Below are 16,632 nucleotides of genomic sequence, written 5' to 3'. Positions count from 1 at the left end.
GCCAAAGTGATAATAAAAATTCGGTTGACAATGCAACAAAATCGGCGTTTAAAATAAATTATTATAATTATAAAAAGGCGGTAATTAGGGCAATGGAAGAGCAAACAATATTGAATAAAGCTGGGGTAAATCAATTGATTGCAGCATTTGACCTGATCCCAGACATTCTCTTTTGGGTCAAAGACACAAAAAGTAGAATAGTGCATGCGAACCAACACTTTGTTGAACATCAGGGCTATAAAACCCTAGATCAAATCTTACTGAAAACCGATTTTGACTTTTCACCGCAACACTTGGCATTCCAATACGTTAACGATGATAAACGAGTGATGGAAGGCTTTATCGTGACGGATAGATTAGAACTCAACCAAACCACAAATGGGGAATTGGCATGGTTTTCCACGTCAAAAAAAGTGCTACTTGACGGCGAAAATGCGATTATGGGCACTTATGGTGTTACGCGACATCTAGCGAAAACGTCAAAGGCGTTGTCTCACGTAAGAGCCATTGAAGCGCCCGTTGAATTTATTCGGGCGCATTACCATCGTCATATTTGTATCGAAGAATTGGCGGAACTTGCTCACCTTTCAGTAAGCGCACTGGAGCGCAGATTTAAAAAGCATTTAGCCAAAACTCCCAATCAATTTATCAACGAAGTAAGATTGGAAAATGCCCGTAAATTATTGGTCGAAACACGCTTACCAGTATCACAAGTCGCTTATCAGTGTGGCTTTTCAGAGCCAAGTTATTTTAGCAAGCAGTTTCGTCGTTTATTTGGTGAAATCCCGTCGCAATTACGTAAAGAGTTAACGTCGAGCGAGCGTTAACGCTGCGACTTCTGGTGGTAGTGCCGGTGTCACCAGCGTATCTGCGTACTCGGCAGCTAACCAGGGACGTATAGGCATAGCAATGCCCCCGACTAGCGCGACTTTCTGTGCCCCTAAGCTCTGCAAATGACGGACATAACGCTCTATAAATCGTGCCGCGGTACTTAAGATCTGCTCGGCATAGGGATCGTTTGGCGTGGCAAAAACATGTTGAGCAAACTGGGCAAAATACTGTGGAGTGGCGTTTAGCGTGAGTTTGACTAACTGCTCGGTACTGTGGCAATTCATGGCAGTCAAAAACGACTCAATCATCAGACTGCTAGGGGACAGTGTATCAAGCACCTCGATGGCATGCTTCACTAAACTCAAACCGATCCAACTGCCACTTGCACCATCACTGAGTAATAATCCGTGGCCACCGAACTCCCTAAATTGTCCATGCGTCACCAGACCCGCGCAAAATCCGGTGCCAAGAATGATTACACCGCCATCTTCGTGTTGATGCGCACCAAGGCAAGCTATGTGTGCATCGGTTGAAAATTGAAAACGTGCAAAAGGGGAACGCCATTGCTGCATCGCCTCACAAGCCGTCGTGACATTCGCGCCGGCAAGTCCTGCAAAAGCACTGATGTTAGCAATATCGTGATGGGGGATTTTTGCATTTGTCAGCGCTGTCATTGTTGCGCTCAACATTGACTCTTGGGCCTGATGTATTGATGTTGCTATGTTTGCAGGGCCGCTGGTGGCCTCGGCAAGGAGCTGTCCATGTTGATCCTCGAGGCGGACTTTACATTTCGTCCCGCCACCATCAATCCCTAAAAATAGCTTCGATGCTGTCATTGTATTGCCTTTTCTGATCCGGTGAGTATTGCATTAACTAGCCTTGGGCAAACTTCATCGCCATGGTGCACGCCAGAGTGAGTATGTAGAGAGAGTGGACCAAATTCACTTAAAAGCCAAAGATCCGCTGCGTTTTTCGTGTTGACCCCACCACCGATCACAACTTCGACTTCAGCATTGAGTTTTTTCAGTAAGGCAATGAGCTGACTGGTACCAAACACTGCGCCTTTGCCACTTTGCCATGTATTGCCGGCGCTTAAGACCCGCTCAACGCCTAACTCTAGCAGCGTCTCGGCCGCCTGCTGCCAGTTTGCAGCGGCGTCAAAGGCGCGATGAAAGGTGACAGAAAGGCCTAAGGATTTTGCCGTGGCAATGAGTGCTCGACAATGGTCAGCCGCTATCTCTTGGTTATCGTCTATAAAACCAAGCGCAATACCGGTTGCGCCCGCGTAAGCAATGCCATCTATCCCCTTTTGTAACTGATAGAGCATGGTGTCATCAATAAAAAAATGCGGTGCTTGGCGTAACATCACAATACATTCGCCAAAGCTTGGTAAATACTGGGCAACTGCCTGTATCGCTGTGGGGTTTGGCGTCAAGCCACCGCAACTCAGTACACCACAGAGTTCTATCCTTGTTGCCCCAGATGCAAAAGCAATTTGTGCATTTCGCTGCAACAAATGAGGATTATCGCTGCTGAGGCATATTTCCAAGTTTTTACCTGAATAGTTTGCCGAATTCATATTTCACTCTTGAAGTTGAATAATTTTAAAGTTTAAAATGCTTAGTTTTGAATATTTAATTAGTTCAATAAAAACATTTGGTTACACATGTTTGGAACGTTTTTAAATTGCCTGATATAGAAACTAATAATGAGTTTTTATGTTAATCAGACTATAAACCAAGGAAATTGAAATTGGATCTTTTTTTGACCTAAACGCCGATTTTGTCTTAGTGCAAACCGAAATTTTATTATCACTTTTTGTAGAGCGCTCCTATTCTGAACGAGTGTTTCACAAACTATTAACCCCTATAGGGAAACAAAAAAGGGTCGTCACAAAGTCATGCGTCATGGAGCAGCAAGGGACGTCGTGGCTTTACAAATTATAAAAAACTTGGAGATAGGAATGGCCAATAATAATAACAGACGCCACGTGACAGGAAGGTCACGGCAATTTAGCAAGTCTGCGCTGGTCCTCGCTATGTTATCAGCTACTAACTGGGCAATGGCTGAAGAAACTGAAAAAGAGGAAGCGCAGGAAATCGAAACGATTGAGGTGCGCGGGATCCGCGCATCTATGGCCGAAAACTTGGCGATTAAGCGTTTATCAAACGCGATTGTGGATGCCATTACAGCAGAAGATATTGGCAAGTTTCCCGATAAAAATGTGGCGGATTCACTGCAACGCGTACCCGGTGTGGTGATTTCTCGTAGTGGCGGGGAAGGGGAAAACGTCAGTATTCGTGGCCTTTCCTCTGATCTTACTTTTACGCAGTTAAACGGCAATTTTATCGCTTCTTCTCCGGGCTCGCCGTCGCGCTCTTTTAGTTACTCTTTGTTGCCTTCTACCATGGTGCAATCGGTTGAAGTGTTTAAGTCTTCTGAAGCGCGTTTAGATGAAGGTGGGGTCGGCGGCACGGTTATTCTACACAGCCGTAAACCTTTGGATATGGAGGCAAATTCTGGGGCGTTGAATGTTGAATATACCTACGCTGATGTGACTGAAGAGTACGAGCCTAATTTTAGCGGCGTTTATTCTTGGAAAAACGAAGAAGAAACCTTTGGCTTGCTAGTGGGTTATACCAAACAAGACCGCACCAACCGCTCTTTAGGCGGTGATATGTCGGGCGGTGGCGGTTGGCGTTGGGCAACAAGTTCAGACTTGTCAGCAACGGACACGGCGGGCAATGTGATTGCCGATAGTACACGTCGATTTGCAGCGTTAGAAGATGCTTATGGTAACGTTTATGATGGTGTTTGGGCACCGCAAGTTGCAGGTGTTGGGGTAACCAAAGAAAAACGTGAACGTCAGGGGTTACAAGCCACCATTCAATGGCGACCAATAGATGATTTATCTTTAACATTCAATCATTTTCATTTTGAGCTTGGGCAAAATCGCACCACGTCACAAATGTGGATCCCAGAGTGGAAGTACAACCCAGATTATCTTACCGGTATTACCCTAGACGAGACCGGTACGATTGTGACTGGCATGGACTTTACCAGTGGCGCTGGTGGCACTGAAGGGAATCTTGAATTTCCTTGGATCATTGGTAGTTATACGGTAGAAAAAGATACCTCGGATACCTACGACTTTGCTTTTGAATATGCTGGTGACTTATATGATTTGCGCGGTAAATTTGGTCACACTGAAGCCAGCGGAGGACCTTCAGAATCTTGGAGCGCGGCGTATAAAAGCGGCCAACCTGCGAGTCGCAGCGATTCCGGACAGGTTGAAAACGCCGCTTCATTTGCAGGGTGGCGATTAGGCGACAGAGTGTCGTTGTACGCCGATCCCGCTTTGCTGTCTAACCTTCAGGCTGGTATTGCCGGCGATCCCGATCCGGGTTCGACAGGTTCAAGCTTTGTCGTCAGTGACTTAGAAGAGGACTATGCTCAGTTAGATCTTGATTATCGCGTCGGGTACGGCATCGTTGATACGCTGCGTGTCGGTGCTAAATATCGTAAAGCGACATTGCATCGCGAAACTAACAACACCTTCTTCATCACTCAAGATGGGGCTGACAGAATTGCCAGTGGCGAGCTTGATCCATTCAGTCAAGGTGCCATTGATGAGGTGTCTTATCAGTGGATTGGTGGTATGCCAAAACTGGAAGATATTTTGAATGCAACGTCTGAACAAAATATCCCAGGCGGTTTTGAAGTAAATACCATGCCAACGATCAATTGGGATCGATACCGCGAAATCGTGACCAGTGAATATGTTAAGCACACGCGACGTGAGCCTGATTTTGTGTTCGACATAGAAGAAGAGATCATGGCCGCCTATCTACAAGCCGATTTTTCTTTTGGAGATTTTAGAGGAAACATCGGGGTACGCTATGTCGAGACTGAAACGCAGATTATGTCATCGGATAAAATTAACTACTTTTTAGATGACATTGATGATGTCACCGAAGAGGATATCTTAGGTGATGAGCGCCTTATTGACGTTGAAACCACCACCGTGCGTACCGTAACCGACTCGCAATTTTTGCCTAGCTTCAATATTGTCTGGGATGCCAGCGACAATCTTGTTATACGAGGTGCTATCGCCAAAACGATGTCTCGAGCTCCGTTCAACGACATGGGAGCGCCCGAGCAGTTAACCTTTATCTCTCAAGAATGGGCAGACGACAGGCTCGAGTTTAGGGGGAACCCTGTGGAGCCAGGATGGAGTGGCTCAGGGGGTAACAAGGCCCTAAAACCATTTGAATCGGTACAGATGGATTTATCTGCGGAGTATTATTATGGCGAAGGATCTGCGGTTGGGATTGCAGTATTCAATAAAGACGTAGATAACTTTATCGTGCCCTTGATCATTACCTCAGTAAGGCCATTTGAAGGCTTTGATAACCCTTTTACCGGTGTTGAAATTGTGCCACCGGGTGATATTACCGTCACGCCGTTTACCACCACCGCCAATGGTACAAACGCAACCTCTCGGGGAATAGAGCTGTTTGCACAACATGCATTCGATAATGGCTTTGGTCTCAACGTTAACTACACCCTAAACGATACCAATCAGGCAGACATTAGCGTAGACGGTGAAAAGGTCGGTGAGTCTGCACTTGTCGGTAGTGCAGATAATCAATTTAACTTCTCCGCCTATTACGAGAATGACACTTTCAGTGTCAGGGCATCATATAACCGTCGAGGAGAAACCGCTCTGGGGCTTGCGGACGGGCTCACTGTATATCAGGAACCATACCAACAAGTTGATGTGAACGCTTCTTATAACTTGATGGAAAACTTGATCCTAACCGCGTCTGTGATCAACTTAACCAAAGAAGAACCGAGAACCTTTTATGGTGAAGACTCTAAAGCGAGGTTGCGCAGCAGCAGTTACACCGGCCAGCGCTACTATGCTGGGATCACCTATCGATTTTAACTTTGGCGATAACCATAAAGTAATGCAAACAGGGTGAAGTCGTGTTAGCACAACGAGAAATAATATCACGGCTTATCACCTGCTTGTGGTGCGTTTATATCAACCTAGTCACATAAGTTGGTTGATATGTAAGAAGGGATAAATATGAAAACGTTAAATAAAATAAGAAATGCAATCCCGCTCATTGCCGTTAGCAGTTTATTGGCTGCATGTGGCGGCGGGAGCGATGATCCAAAAGTTGAAGAAGTGCCAGTAACCCCCGCTGTGACGACGGCTGAAGTATCAGGTTCAGTGATAAAAGGCGCGTTGAGTCAAGCCCGCATTTCGGTGACGGCGCTCAATGGCTCTAGCATGATGATGGATGAGAATTCGGCAACCAGTCAAATGGGGGAGTTGTTTATAGAACTGACGGGGAAAGCCGGGTTTGGTATTAATTCTACCATTAAAGTGACCGCCACAACGAGCGAAGGCTCGCAGATGCGTTGCGACGCGAGTCGCTGTGGCTCAGTAGGAATTGGGGAGCAGGTAAGTGGCGATTACATTGCTGGTGTGACTTTGGCTACCTTGAGTCATGTTGCCGTGCCGTTTGGTTCAAATGCCGATGGTAGTGCTGATGCTACCTTACAAATCAACGCCTTGACGACACTAGCAACCATGCTGGTGGAGCAGCAGATTGCCGAGGGGCGTAATGTCTCTACGCCCGAATTAATGGCACTGGCAAAAGCTCAGATGTCTGCGTTATTGCTTCGGGCTCTTGGCTGGCAAACAGGGAACACTAATGTTTTTGAGTTACCTGTGGTTAGCGCTGATCAATTAACGAATTTTGAATTAGGGGAAACTTGCACAACCTCTGACTCTGGTGAGCAAAGTTGCGAGATGACGTATGTTGCTGACAGTGTGCAAAAGCTTTCCCTATTCAATGCGGCATTTGCACAGTTTGACGAGCAAGGCTCCTTACAAAGTGTCTTAAGCGACTCTGCTAGCAATCTTAGCGCCGCACTTGGCGGTGATGAAGCTGCACTTGAAGCGCTTCGATTGCCAATCTACAACGCGCTGCAAGCTCACCCATTAACGACGCAGCTAGGTCTCAGTGCCGATAGTATTATGGACTTAGCACTACCACTATTTGATGAGCCGGTATCCACCGGACCCATGCAGCAAGTCGTGACATCAGGTGCCACTATTACAGCAAGAAATGCGATTAGTGACGCCGAGAGTGCAGACAAAGCATTTGATGGCGATCCGCAAACTAAATGGCTTGACCACAATGATTGGCAGGGGCCACCGACAGAGGAAGCACCATCTTGGATCCAAGTGGACTTTCCCACTCAACAAGCAATTAGCGGTGTTTACATTACCAGCGCTAATGATGCCCCAGAGCGAGATCCAGAAAACTTCTCGTTATTAGCTTCTAACGATGAGGGCGCGAGTTGGATTAATTTGGGCAATGTGGTTGGGGCGTCGTTTGAAGCGCGCTTTGAACGTCAAGGCTTTGTATTTGGTAATGCGCAAAAATATACAAGCTACCGAATTGCAGTGACAAAAAACAAAAATAACGATGGTTTACTGCAAATTGGAGAAATTCAATTTGTTGGGCCGGTTTATCCGAGCGTTGACCATACGGATACTGAGACGTTTGCGGTCACGGCAAGCAACAGTATTGGTGATGCAGAAAACCAAGATAAGGCATTTGATAACGACCCAACCACTAAGTGGCTGGATCATAATGATTGGCAAGGCCCACCTACTGTCGAAGCGCCTTCATGGGTCCAAGTAGATTTTAATGAGGCGGTGGCGGTTAATCAGCTTGCGATAACGAGCGCCAATGATGCTCCAGAGCGAGATCCTGAGAACTTTGCTTTATTTGGCTCTAACGATAACGGAGTTACATGGCAGCGGTTGAGTAATTGGGTTGGTGAATCTTTTGAAGCAAGAGGAGAGCGCCAAAGCTTTGCGGTAGCGAATCAATTGCCATATCAAAGCTATCGCCTTGAGATAACCAAGAACAAAAATAATGATGGTTTGATGCAGCTTGCTGAGATTGAATTAATCGGCCCAGAAATCTCTGGATTAGATCATGCACAAGTTCAAGGTGCGAGTTACACGGCGCGTTTTAGTATTAGTGATTCAGAGAGCGCAGCGCAAGCATTTGATAAAAATGTTGAAACTAAGTGGCTCGATCACAACGATTGGCAGGGGCCTCCTACTGTTGAAAATCCAGCTTGGGTTCAAGTTAGCTTGCCACAGGCACAGGCGGTAAATACTTTGTACATTACCAGTGCCAATGATGCGCCGGAGCGTGACCCTGAAAACTTCCAACTTTTGGCATCTCACGATGGGGAAGTATGGCAAGTATTAAATACTTGGGTAGGGGAGTCGTTTGAATCGCGTTTTGAACGTCGAGCCTTTGCGTTTGCTAATGGCTTGGCTTACACACATTATCGCTTGTCTATCAGTAAAAATGCGAATAATGATGGGTTAGTGCAAATAGCTGAAATTGAACTCGCTGGACCTCAGTATGCACTTGAAGACTTGTCTGACTTGGCTGGAACAAGTTTTACCGCGCGTAATCGTATTGGAGATGCGGAAAGTGAACGAAAAGCGTTTGATAATGATACCGAGACAAAATGGCTAGATCACAATGAATGGCAAGGCCCGCCAACAGAGGAATCACCATCTTGGATCCAAGCTGATTTTACTGCGTCACAGATTGTGAGTAGTTTGGCTATCACCAGTGCCAATGATGCGCCAGAGCGCGATCCCGAAAACTTCCAGTTACTGGGATCTAATGATGGCGGTGAGACGTGGACAGAAGTCGCGGTTTGGGTAGGTGAGAGTTGGGATGAGCGCTTACAACGAAGAGTATTTACTTTCTCCAATGCTTTTGCCTATAGCAGTTATCGTCTAAACATTAGCAAAAATGCGAATAACGATGGCCTAGTACAGATCTCAGAAATTGAGCTCCTTGGTCTTAGCGGCGAATAGCCTGAATTAAATAAATCTCAACCAAAAAAAGCCAGAGTGCAATTTGCGCTCTGGCTTTTTATTTTTCTCAATGAGAGTGACTTAGTATGATCTATTATAATACATCTACGGCTTGCAAAGACTCGCTCTGGTAGCAGCCCAGTAAGCGTACAAACTGGGTATGATCTTTTAACTCTTCAAGTGCCACTTGGACTTGTGAGTCTGCAATATTGGCAAGCAAATCTACATAAAAGACTTCTTCCCAAGGGTTACCAGGTACTGGGCGTGACTCCAACTTAACCATATTGATATTGTGCTGTTTAAATACCATTAGTGCGTCGGCAAGTGAGCCTACTTGCTGTTTGGTAGCCATAATTAAACTGGTTTTAGTTGGGATTTGAGTGGACACTTGAAGTGCTTTTCTTGCTACTACAATAAAACGGCTATGGTTTTCGGTCTGATTCGCAAGGCCTGATTTCACCACTTCTAGGCCCATATTCTTACCGGCCTGTGCAGATCCAATCGCGGCACTATTTGGGTGCTCTGCTGCTTGCTTTAATGCACTAGAGGTCGAGTCGCAAGTTTCATGCTGAATATCCCCAAGGCCTTGAATAAAACGGCTGCACTGGGCAAAAGGTTGAGGGTGCGCATAAATTTTGTCGATCGCTTGTAATTCTGTGTCTGGTAAAGCTAGGAGGCAATGCTCAACGGTATGCGTTACTTCGCCCACAATGGATACTTGCGCATGTTGCAATAAATCGAACACTTCGTTGATGCTGCCTGAGCTGGTATTTTCAATAGGTAAGATACCAAAGTCCGCTTGGCCTTTCTCTACCTGCTCGGTGATTTGCTCAAAGCTTTGGCAACCCATTTCCACAAGCTTTCCGGGACGACGGCTAAAATATTTATGGCATGCTAGTTGGCTGTAAGACCCTTGCCCGCCAAGGTAAGCAACGCGATGAGTATCACCTACGGTATCGGGGTTTAAGTTCTTTTGCAGCATGGCTTGCTGGTTTAGTACAGAGTCTTCTAAAATAGTTTGGAAAACGCTATTTATATAAAATGCATCCAGACCCAAAGATTTACCATAACGGATCAGTTTCTCTAGCAGTGCCTGTTCACGCGCTTCATCACGGATTGGCTTATTGTTGGCAATTTTATACTCCAGCACGCCGTGACTGATACGGCGTCGTTTTGCCAGTAGAATTAATAACTCTGAATCTATCTCATTGATGTCATGTCTAAGGGCATCCAATGTGTTTTGTGTCATAGGTCCTCACTCCCATTTAGCCAAAAAAAAGCCTCCCGAAGTTGGGAGGCTTAGCTATTCTTTTTCACTCGCGAACAGTCAAGCCTCCTCACCTAAAGAAGCCAAAAAAGAAATATGTGTTGCGTGTGATGAAATTCATTTTTTCAAACCTTACTTTGAAATTGAATACATTATTAGCATAGAACTAAACGATAAAACAAGTACTACTTTGGATGAGTGGGCAAAAAAACAGACCTGTCTAGTAGATGGTCATACCTTCCTCGGTGCTTTAAGTAGGTTAATCAAACGTAACTTATTGGCGAGTCGAAAAATATTCTGGTATATTCAGGCAACACCACCACTGTAAATAGAAGAATAGGTTAACTTGTGGGCAATCGTCGTCCCCCATCAAGATATGGTGCAAGCTCTTTAAGTGTAAAGCTGTCGATGCTGATTTCGGCTGTGTGTCTGATCGCGGGCGTTTTTGCAGCAGCATTGATGCTAAAATCTGAAGAAAAGCAGTTAATCTATGAAGAGTATGATGAACTCAGGCGTTTTAGTGGGCAGGTGAACAATCAGTTTTCAAATTACCTTAATCTTAAAGCTAACTTGGCCGAACAAGCCAACTCAGTGGTTTCCAAACATCTACTATACGGCGTTCATGATTTATCTGGCGCACAAGCTCGCGTCGACAAGCGTGGCGAAAATTTAGCGAGCACGGCTAAAAACGGCCTCTCTGCAGCTATGTATACCGGCGATTTAAAGTTACAGTCAGTGCAAAAGTTGTTTTCTGAATCAGAATTGCTCTGGAATATTCTTGCGCCTCCACTTTTACAGGATTTTTTTAATTTTTACCTGTCTACAAGTGACGGTTTTGTTCGTGTTGCGCCTCCAAATGCTTTATTAGCGAAAGATCCAAGGCTGGTAAATAATCAGCTTCATAACTTGCCTGTTTTACATGCTGAACAAAACCCAACAAGGGAAGCTGTTTGGTCGGGCGTGTATTTTGATAGGGTTTGGAGCAAGTGGGTGGTGAGTATTTTGGTGCCTTTATACTTACATGACAAATACCTTGGATTAACGGGTAGCGACATAGAGCTGACCACTTTACTCGAAAAACTACCTAAATCTGATCACCAACAAGGATTTATCGTTTTTGATAAACAGGGGCGACTATTGGCGGCTCCTGGTCTGTTTAAAACCACAGCTGCGACCGGGCAGTTGTTAGATCACAGCAAATTACCTGAAGACTTGAGTAAAATAGTACAAACCGCACTCATTACTAAGCTGCCAAATATCCAAGATGAGTTTAGATATAAAGATAACTGGCATATTATGCACGTGACCCATATTGCCAAATTAGATTGGTATATTGGAATTTATAAGAAGCGGGCATCGGCTATCTCGGCCATTGAAGAGCTCAAAGTAAAGTTCTTTGGTTTGTTTATTCTGTATGCCATTTTTGTCGCAATACTACTGCATCAGGTTTTATACCAATTAGTGCTCAAACGCATTAATGCGCTCGTTAAAGCGGTAAAGGGATTTGGTCGAGGGCAATGGGATACACCAACTTTACCACATACCGATGATGAAATTGGGCAGTTAAATGCCTCATTTAACGACATGAGTGTGGAAATTAAGCAGCTTGTAAATGGTCTAAATCAACGCATTACAGAAAAAGAAATTGCTGAAAAGGCGGCAAACCGCTTGTCGAAAGCCGTCGCTTTCTCCGGCACAGGCGTTGTGTTGACCAATGAGCATTTTCAAATTGAGTACGTCAACCCAAAAATGCAGGAAATGACCGGCTATGATGAGCAGCATTTTATTGGCTCTCCGCTTTTGAGTATTATTTCAAAAGACATGGCAATTCTCATTGATGATATCGATATTGACTTACGCAGCCGCAATTATTGGCGTGGTGATACCATGTTAGCGGGTAATAAAGAAGCGCCTATTTGGGTCAGTTTGAGTGTGTCACCTATCCGTGAAGAAGGTGGTGCAATTTCAAGTTATGTCGCCTCAGCACAAGATATTTCGTTTGTAAAAGAAAGCCAGCGAAAAATGGAAGAGTTGGCTTACTTTGATACCTTGACCGGGCTTGCCAACAGGACGTTTTTTAGGATGCAGTTGCGTAAATCTATGGCGCTTGCTGAACGTGGTCATTACGCCTTTGCTCTATTTTACTTTGACTTAGACGAGTTTAAACGCATCAATGATACCTTGGGGCATGACGCTGGCGACCGCTTATTACTTGAAGTCGCGACGAGATTGAAAAAGCGGCTCCGTGCAGAAGATACCATTGCTAGATTGGGCGGGGATGAGTTTGCGGTATTACTGAGTGGCATCAATGAGCGAGAAAACGCCATGGAGGTTGCCAATATCATTCAAAAAACATTGGCAGAGCCGATAAAACTGGGTAATAACGAAGTTATCGTCAGTGCGAGTATTGGTATCACGATGGCTCCATTTGACAGTAAAGAAGAAGAGCAGCTGCTAAAACATGCTGATTTGGCCATGTATCAGGCCAAAGCAAAGGGACGGAACACTTACCATTTCTATAGCCAAGATTTAGATGAAGCTGCTAACGAGCGCTTATACATAGAAAACGAGCTGCGTATAGCAATCAAAGCGCAACAATTTACTCTGTACTATCAGCCACAAGTCAATAGTGAAAGTGGAGAGGTCTTAGGTTATGAGGCGCTTATTCGTTGGTTCCACCCGAGTGAGGGAAACATTCCGCCAAGCAAGTTTATTCCGATCGCTGAAGCGACAGGCTTAATTGTAGAGCTTGGTGCATGGGTGTTAGAGGAAGCCTGTCATTTCTCTCGCCGTTTAAAAGCCGCAGGCAAGACAGCCAATATATCCATCAATCTTTCTGCGAGGCAGTTTAAAGACGCGCAACTGATCAGTACGTTGTCAGATATTATTCACAGGACAGGGATGGAGCCGACTCTATTGCACCTTGAACTAACAGAAAGTATGTTAATGGGAGATGTGGAAGCGGCCATCATACAGCTTAGAGATATTAAAGCACTTGGCGTTTCACTCTCCATTGACGACTTTGGTACCGGCTACTCTTCTTTGAGTTATATTAAACGTTTCCCAGTCGACATACTTAAAATTGACCGCTCTTTTGTAAAGGATATTCCTGAAGATCCGAATGATATGGAGATCACTGCTGCGATCATTGCAATGGCGCAAAAATTAAATTTGCAGGTTATTGCTGAAGGGGTGGAGACAGAGGCTCAAATGGCGTTCTTGGCTAAAAATAACTGTTATATCGTGCAAGGCTATTATTACAGTCCGCCGTTGAGTGAAGCCGAGATTTTGAGGTTTGCCCCGGCTATGTAGTTTTCTAGCCCCAAAGGTTGGGGCTACAAATTAGCCGCCTGCGATTTTCACTTTAAAGCCTTGACCTTCTAATAGTTGCTTAAGTTTTTCTCGGTCATCGCCTTGAATTTCAATTACGCCTTCTTTAACTGCGCCACCTTGACCCATTTTAGATTTAAGCGTTTTTGCCAATTTTTTTAGATCATGCTGTTCACTATCGATGCCAACAACAAGCATAACACCTTTGCCTTTACGCCCTTTAGTTTGTCTTTCAATACGAACGGCACCGTCTTTGAAAACTTTCCCTTGAACTTCTTGTTTTGGTTCTTTGGTGTCGATACGGCCTACATCTGTGGAGTACACAAGTCTTGATTCTGACATTGATTTTGGTCCTCTTGCGGGTTCTTTGCGGAGATCATAGCAAAAAGCAGATTAGATGTTTTTTATTTTTTGCTAAATGATTTTTAAGCGTTATATTTAAATTGGTGAGGGGAAACAAATTAAAATAATTTAGGAGCTTAATGATGAGCTTGAGTAAAAACGCTTCTGCTGACGGTAAAACACTGACCATTCAAATTAGGGGCAAGTTCGACTTCAATTTAGTACAATCGTTTCGTCAGGCATATGCGGAAGTAAATGATCAAACCGAAAAGGTTGTTGTAGACCTGCGTGAAACCGATTATATGGACAGCTCCGCTTTGGGTATGTTGTTAAATATGAAAAAAACGCTGGGAAGCTCTGTTTCTAGCATTCAAATTAGTAATTGTCGCCCACAACTAAAGAAAATCCTCCAGATCTCTCGTTTTGATAAGAAGTTTGATATTGACTAATTTTAGATAGATAAGACCCTCATGAATATCTTGGTAGTCGATGATCAGGTTTTAAATTGCAAGCTGCTTAAGGCAATGCTCGAGCAGCAGTTTTATACTGTTTTTTGTGCGAACAATGGTCGTGATGCGTTAAAGATTCTTGAAATTCAAGACATTGACATTGTGTTGTTGGATGTCATCATGCCTGTTATGGATGGCTTTGAGGCTGCGCCCAAAATAAAGCAATATGCTGGCGACGTATATTTGCCTATTATCTTTATCACCGCACTTGAAGATCAAAGCAGTTTTGAAAAATGCCTTGCTGTAGGAGGCGATGACTTCATTCACAAACCGTTCGATAAAGTTATCCTATCAGCCAAAATTAAAGCGCACGCAAGAACCCGCAGACTCAGTCAGCAAAGCAATGAGCAACGCCGACAGCTCGAATATCACTATAACCAGATAGAGCGGGAGCACGAGATTGTTGAGCACATATTTAGTAACGCGCTTGCACAACAGTCAGAATATCCTGAGATTTGCGAATATCATTTATCACCCGCGTCAATGTTTAATGGCGATATGTTTTTAATGGCTAAGAGCCCGATGGGAGGGTTTTATTGTTTACTCGGTGATTTTACCGGCCATGGCTTAGCCGCTGCAGTTGGCGCGCTTCCCGCTTCGCGCATTTTCTATACTATGGTGCAAAAAGGGATGGCGGTAAGTGATATCGCTGTTGAGCTCAATGCCGCCCTTAATGAGCTATTGCCTGGTCACATGTTTTGTGCTGCTGCAATCATAGAATTGAGTAGCTCAGGTAAAAGTATTTCTGCTTGGCTTGGTGGTTTGCCAGATTTATATTTGATTGATCAAAATGGCAGCCTTATTAAAACCATCGAAAGCCAACATATGGCGCTCGGCATATTAGAAATCAATGAATTTGAGCGTAATTTGCTGCATTTTGAAGTCAGTCCAAATCAACGCCTTGTGATGGCGACAGATGGCATTATCGAATCTGAGTCTGAGCAAGGCGAAATGTATGGCGAGCGACGGTTAAAGCGCTTATTAGCAAGTAGACAGCATATTTCCACTGAGCAGATTATCTCAGAAGTTCGTGACTTTTCTGGTCATACGGAACAGCAAGATGACTTAAGCATCGCGATTATTAATTGTGTTGCCAGTGAGTCAATAGCGTCTGCGCCTCACCACTACTCAAGCTTGCCGTTTAATATTTCGTTATCTTTAGATGCCAAGCAGATCAAAAGCACAGATCCTGTGCTTGAGCTGGTGGATTTACTTAGTGAGGTTGACGGTATTTCGGCACATCGCTCCAATATATTCTTGTTACTTTCTGAGGCTTATAATAACTCTTTAGACCACGGGGTGCTGGGACTAGATTCTGAAATTAAAAATAAAGAAGATGGCTTTTTTGAGTTTTATAGTCTGCGAGAGAGTGTTTTGAAAGAGTTGAAAGAAGCGCTCATTATTATTTCAGTGCGTTATAGCCCTGAAGAGTTAAAGTTATATTTCAATATTTGTGATTCAGGTAATGGTTTTGAATCAAGTGAGCGCAACAAAGCGAAACAAGAGCATAGTCATGGTAGGGGGGTTAGCTTGCTGAACGAAATAGCGCAAAGTGTTAGTTACAACAACGCAGGGAACGAAGTAGAAATGACTTATTCACTTACCTCTAAATCGATCTAAATTCCACTCAAACGTATTTTACTTTTACTTTTGCTTTAGGTTTACTATCTACTCGTATTGCCTTATGTACCTGTTTTTGAGTATTGGCAAGGTATAAAGAGCGTGGTAAAGTTGCATTAAATTTAGATGTTTAGATGGCTAAAATGTCAGATTATATTTCATTGAGTAGATTATCTATCCCCCGCGAATTGCTCTTGCTGCAATTAGAAAAACTAGATGCTTATATTGAGCAAAACTCAAGCCCTGCAGTGTGGTCATATCAGATCCCTGAGCTCGGTGAAGGTGGTGCTTGTAGCTTGTTTGGTCACCTTCAGGAGGCACCTTTTTTATTGAGTGACTATGTTGAAAAGAACACGGTGAATGAACAATCGCTTGCCAAACTGCAAACGATAGTGTCAGCGGTAGTTGAAGTTACAGGCGTTGACTGGTTTGGTATATATCAAGCAAGAGCGACAAATGAAGGCAAACAACTCCTCAAACTAGCTTACTCTGGGGCGCCGAGTAGACCGCTATTTCCAATAACGGAGGCCTTTGCCGCTACCTCAAATAATATCCAGACGGTCTTGAGTGCTAAAGCTCGGGTGATTAATGACATTCCTCATTATGTCGCCAGTGGAGGAGAGTACTACACTTGCGATCCTAAGGTTAAAGCAGAAACCTGTATGCCATTATTCGATGATGATCAAAACTGTATTGGAATTATTGATGCAGAAGCGTTCTCTGAGTCATTTTTCAGTGAAGAAATTTTAGCATTACTTGCAGCTGCGTGTGTGAGAATTCCTGAATATTTACCTGAATAA

The 16,632-nt window shown here is 44.2% G+C and carries 12 protein-coding genes; 8 read left to right on the top strand and 4 right to left on the bottom strand.

What is annotated here, in order from left to right; genetic code table 11:
• The first annotated feature begins 92 nt into the window (after positions 1-92).
• Positions 93-827, top strand: a complete 735-nt coding sequence (locus CWC29_RS10640) for an AraC family transcriptional regulator (RefSeq protein WP_128726842.1) — start codon at positions 93-95, stop codon at positions 825-827.
• On the opposite strand, the gene CWC29_RS10635 is transcribed toward CWC29_RS10640, so the two are convergent.
• Together CWC29_RS10635 and CWC29_RS10630 are read right to left on the bottom strand one after the other, a co-directional pair.
• Positions 807-1,667, bottom strand: coding sequence for a BadF/BadG/BcrA/BcrD ATPase family protein (locus CWC29_RS10635; protein WP_138523226.1), 861 nt, complete (start codon positions 1,665-1,667; stop codon positions 807-809). The genes CWC29_RS10640 and CWC29_RS10635 overlap by 21 nt on opposite strands.
• Positions 1,664-2,410 (bottom strand): copper homeostasis protein CutC, encoded by a 747-nt coding sequence (locus CWC29_RS10630; RefSeq protein WP_128726840.1) that lies wholly within the window; start codon positions 2,408-2,410, stop codon positions 1,664-1,666. Before CWC29_RS10630 ends, CWC29_RS10635 begins: the two co-directional genes overlap by 4 nt.
• A 384-nt stretch (positions 2,411-2,794) precedes the next feature.
• On the opposite strand from CWC29_RS10630, the gene CWC29_RS10625 reads away from it, so the two are divergent.
• Together CWC29_RS10625 and CWC29_RS10620 are read left to right on the top strand one after the other, a co-directional pair.
• Positions 2,795-5,779 (top strand): TonB-dependent receptor, encoded by a 2,985-nt coding sequence (locus CWC29_RS10625; RefSeq protein WP_128726839.1) that lies wholly within the window; start codon positions 2,795-2,797, stop codon positions 5,777-5,779.
• Positions 5,780-5,923: 144 nt separating this feature from the next.
• A complete protein-coding gene (locus CWC29_RS10620) occupies positions 5,924-8,764 on the top strand; it encodes a discoidin domain-containing protein (protein WP_138523228.1) in 2,841 nt (946 codons plus the stop codon).
• 94 nt (positions 8,765-8,858) lie between these two features.
• Here the strand turns inward: CWC29_RS10620 and pheA are convergent, their stop codons facing one another.
• Positions 8,859-10,013, bottom strand: a complete 1,155-nt coding sequence (gene pheA / locus CWC29_RS10615; protein ID WP_128726837.1) for a prephenate dehydratase — start codon at positions 10,011-10,013, stop codon at positions 8,859-8,861.
• Between pheA and CWC29_RS10610 the strand changes: the two genes are divergently transcribed.
• Positions 10,000-10,359, top strand: coding sequence for a hypothetical protein (locus tag CWC29_RS10610; protein ID WP_128726836.1), 360 nt, complete (start codon positions 10,000-10,002; stop codon positions 10,357-10,359). The two genes, pheA and CWC29_RS10610, sit on opposite strands and share 14 nt — an antisense overlap.
• A gap of 20 nt (positions 10,360-10,379) precedes the next feature.
• The gene (locus CWC29_RS10605) at positions 10,380-13,343 is read left to right on the top strand and encodes a bifunctional diguanylate cyclase/phosphodiesterase (RefSeq protein WP_138523230.1); all 2,964 of its coding nucleotides are present in this window, start codon (positions 10,380-10,382) and stop codon (positions 13,341-13,343) included.
• A gap of 30 nt (positions 13,344-13,373) precedes the next feature.
• Here CWC29_RS10605 and CWC29_RS10600 read toward each other — a convergent pair whose 3' ends face one another.
• Positions 13,374-13,703 carry an SUI1 family translation initiation factor gene (locus tag CWC29_RS10600; RefSeq protein ID WP_017216143.1) on the bottom strand — a complete coding sequence of 110 codons (330 nt, stop codon included), beginning with the start codon at positions 13,701-13,703 and terminating at the stop codon, positions 13,374-13,376.
• A gap of 143 nt (positions 13,704-13,846) precedes the next feature.
• Here CWC29_RS10600 and CWC29_RS10595 point away from each other — a divergent pair, with 143 nt between their 5' ends.
• From CWC29_RS10595 to CWC29_RS10585, 3 genes are all read left to right on the top strand, one after another.
• Positions 13,847-14,152, top strand: a complete 306-nt coding sequence (locus CWC29_RS10595; RefSeq protein ID WP_010371095.1) for an STAS domain-containing protein — start codon at positions 13,847-13,849, stop codon at positions 14,150-14,152.
• A 21-nt stretch (positions 14,153-14,173) separates the two neighbouring features.
• Entirely contained in the window at positions 14,174-15,832 is a 1,659-nt protein-coding gene (locus CWC29_RS10590) for a fused response regulator/phosphatase (protein WP_128726834.1), read from the top strand.
• A gap of 134 nt (positions 15,833-15,966) precedes the next feature.
• Positions 15,967-16,632, top strand: a complete 666-nt coding sequence (locus CWC29_RS10585; protein WP_128726833.1) for a GAF domain-containing protein — start codon at positions 15,967-15,969, stop codon at positions 16,630-16,632.

The organism is Pseudoalteromonas galatheae (genome assembly GCF_005886105.2).
Lineage (GTDB): Bacteria > Pseudomonadota > Gammaproteobacteria > Enterobacterales > Alteromonadaceae > Pseudoalteromonas > Pseudoalteromonas galatheae.
This window is presented reverse-complemented; position numbering and strand designations above follow the sequence as displayed.

Bases quoted from the DNA above. Each gene is read 5' to 3' on its own strand.
- CWC29_RS10590 (WP_128726834.1), top strand. From the start codon at position 14,174: ATGAATATCTTGGTAGTCGATGATCAGGTTTTAAATTGCAAGCTGCTT.
- CWC29_RS10595 (WP_010371095.1), top strand. From the start codon at position 13,847: ATGAGCTTGAGTAAAAACGCTTCTGCTGACGGTAAAACACTGACCATT.
- pheA (WP_128726837.1), bottom strand. From the start codon at position 10,013: ATGACACAAAACACATTGGATGCCCTTAGACATGACATCAATGAGATA.
- CWC29_RS10600 (WP_017216143.1), bottom strand. From the start codon at position 13,703: ATGTCAGAATCAAGACTTGTGTACTCCACAGATGTAGGCCGTATCGAC.
- CWC29_RS10630 (WP_128726840.1), bottom strand. From the start codon at position 2,410: ATGAATTCGGCAAACTATTCAGGTAAAAACTTGGAAATATGCCTCAGC.
- CWC29_RS10620 (WP_138523228.1), top strand. From the start codon at position 5,924: ATGAAAACGTTAAATAAAATAAGAAATGCAATCCCGCTCATTGCCGTT.
- CWC29_RS10585 (WP_128726833.1), top strand. From the start codon at position 15,967: ATGGCTAAAATGTCAGATTATATTTCATTGAGTAGATTATCTATCCCC.
- CWC29_RS10625 (WP_128726839.1), top strand. From the start codon at position 2,795: ATGGCCAATAATAATAACAGACGCCACGTGACAGGAAGGTCACGGCAA.
- CWC29_RS10635 (WP_138523226.1), bottom strand. From the start codon at position 1,667: ATGACAGCATCGAAGCTATTTTTAGGGATTGATGGTGGCGGGACGAAA.
- CWC29_RS10640 (WP_128726842.1), top strand. From the start codon at position 93: ATGGAAGAGCAAACAATATTGAATAAAGCTGGGGTAAATCAATTGATT.